General features: G+C 56.5%; 2 protein-coding genes and 1 pseudogene. 2 read left to right on the top strand and 1 reads right to left on the bottom strand.

The features are described from left to right. Positions 1–248: 248 nt before the first annotated feature. Positions 249–641, bottom strand: a complete 393-nt coding sequence (locus tag FTU72_RS16090) for a TraK family protein (RefSeq protein WP_052928019.1) — start codon at positions 639–641, stop codon at positions 249–251. 329 nt (positions 642–970) lie between these two features. Between FTU72_RS16090 and traJ the strand changes: the two genes are divergently transcribed. Then, positions 971–1345, top strand: a complete 375-nt coding sequence (gene traJ, locus FTU72_RS16085; RefSeq protein WP_033472343.1) for a conjugal transfer transcriptional regulator TraJ — start codon at positions 971–973, stop codon at positions 1343–1345. Then, positions 1342–2217 (top strand): annotated as a pseudogene (gene traI, locus FTU72_RS16080) (TraI/MobA(P) family conjugative relaxase); the annotation flags it as partial. The gene traJ and the pseudogene traI, both read left to right, overlap by 4 nt. Positions 2218–2331: the final 114 nt, after the last annotated feature.

The raw sequence follows: 2331 nt of genomic DNA, 5'->3' as shown, positions 1-2331 counted from the left end.
GCATGTTCCGCGTCCTTGCAATACTGTGTTTACATACAGTCTATCGCTTAGCGGAAAGTTCTTTTACCCTCAGCCGAAATGCCTGCCGTTGCTAGACATTGCCAGCCAGTGCCCGTCACTCCCACTCAAATGTTAATAGGCCGCCTCTATGAAGGGGGCTGTTTTCGGGGTCGATTTCCAGGGGTTCATTGACACTTGAGGGGCGGGCTATGCCTTCCCTCTTGGCGTCCAATCCGCCCCTTGGGGCGTCAAATCAAGTCCGCTTTGTTCGGGCTGGGGTTGAAGTTGAAGCTGGGAATCTCCCCCGGCTTATGGCTGGCTGATGGTACTGGTTTGGGTGTCGCTGGGGTGGCTTTCTTGGGGGCCGGTTGGGAGGATGCCGGCGGTCTTGCGGTGGCCTTTTCAGGCTCGCCTGGCGACCGAATCAGACTGTTCACATAGCTGATAAAAGCATCATATCCGAAGCTGATTTTCCCTTCATCGTGCAGCGTTTTCCAGATGGCTTTTACCGGCCAGCCATCGGTCAAAGCCTCTTTTATGTCGTCGCGCTGGGCCAGGAAAGCCGCCCGATTCTGTCCTGAACGGGTGGGCTTTTGGGTCTGCATTTGCGCTGCAATGCGCTCTGTAAGCCGTTTAGTCATGCCGATTCTACCGCCTTTTATATGTCGATTTATCCGCGATTTAATGCCGATTCTATCGCTATTAAAGCGATTGTAAGGCGACTAAAGCCAGATTGCACGCCTTATGCGTGGAATCGGCTTGTGTTTGTCGATAAAACGGGTTATAGCCGGTAAATGGTAGTGATGTTAAAGTGGTGGTGAAGCGGGCAGGATGTGTGAAGTAGGCCCACCATGCAAGCATGGTGTTCCTCTTCACTTCCCCTTATTCGCACCTGCGGCGCTCAACGGGAATCCTGCCCTGCGGGGCCATCGGCGGACGCCGGAATAAGAGAACCAGGAGGACGCCAAAGATGGAGGCGACAGAGCAGAAGGTAACGAGAAAAAGCAGCACGCCGATCAAGGTGTATTGCCTGCCGGAAGAGCGGGCCGCCATTGAGGCCAACGCACAAGCGGCTGGCTTGAGTACGTCTGCTTTTTTGCTGGCCGTGGGGCAGGGTTACGCCGTCCAGGGCGTGACCGATTACGAGAACGTGCGCGAGCTGGTGCGGGTCAATGGCGACCTGGGCCGCCTCGGTGGTCTGCTGAAATTGTGGCTGACCGACGATGCCCGAACGGCCCGGTTCAGCGCTGAAACTGTCTTGGGCCTGCTGGCCCGGATTGAGGCCAACCAGGACGAAATGAGCCGATTGATGGAATCTATTGTGCGACCCAGGGCAGCATCATGATTGCCAAGCATGTTGCCATGCGTTCCCTGGGCAAATCAGACTTTGCCGACCTGGCTAAATACATCACCGACGCACAGAGCAAAGACCACCGGCTGGGCCATGTTCAGGTCACGAATTGCGAGGCGCATTCAGTGCGCGATGCCATCACCGAAGTGCTGGCCACCCAGCACATGAACACCAGGGCCAAGGGCGATAAGACCTATCACCTGATTGTCAGTTTTCGCGCCGGCGAGAATCCCGATGCCGACACCTTGAAGGCGATAGAGGAACGGATTTGCCAAGGGCTAGGGTTTGGTGAGCATCAGCGTATCAGCGCCGTGCATAACGACACCGACAACCTGCACATCCACATTGCCATCAACAAGATTCACCCGACCAGGCACACGATGCACGAACCGTACTATCCGCACCTGGCGCTGGCCGACTTGTGCGAGACGCTGGAACGGGACTATGGCCTGGAGGCAGACAATCACCGGCCGCAGCAGCGCGGGGCGGCATCGAGGGCCGCCGACATGGAGCGCCATGCCGGCGTGGAAAGTCTGGTGGGCTGGATCAAGCGCGAATGCCTGGACGACATTAAAGCCGCGCAGTCCTGGACGGAGCTGCACCAGGTCATGCGTGATAACGGCCTGGAGATTACGCCAAGGGGTAACGGGTTGGTGATCCGGGCCGATGACGGCACGATGGTCAAGCCCAGCACCCTGTCCCGCGATCTGTCCAAGCCTGCCCTGGAAAAGCGGCTGGGAGCCTTTGAGGCGTCACCGGATCAGCAGGAGAAGCCGCCCAGGCGGCAGTATCAAAAGAAGCCGGTACGGTCACGCGCTGACACCACCGAGCTTTATGCCAGGTACAAAGTTTTTTATCGCCAACTTATCAATGATAAATAAAAGTCACATCTATGTCAAAATCACTTATAACCGCACTCATTGTTGTCGCGCTTGATGCGATTGGTTTGGGATTAATCATGCCGGTGGTTCCGGCTTTAT

The sequence above is a fragment of the Acinetobacter sp. YH12137 genome (assembly GCF_013418535.1).
In the GTDB taxonomy this organism is placed as follows: Bacteria; Pseudomonadota; Gammaproteobacteria; order Pseudomonadales; family Moraxellaceae; genus Acinetobacter.
The sequence above is the reverse complement of the archived record's forward strand: the minus strand, read 5'-3'. Positions and strand labels throughout refer to the sequence as shown.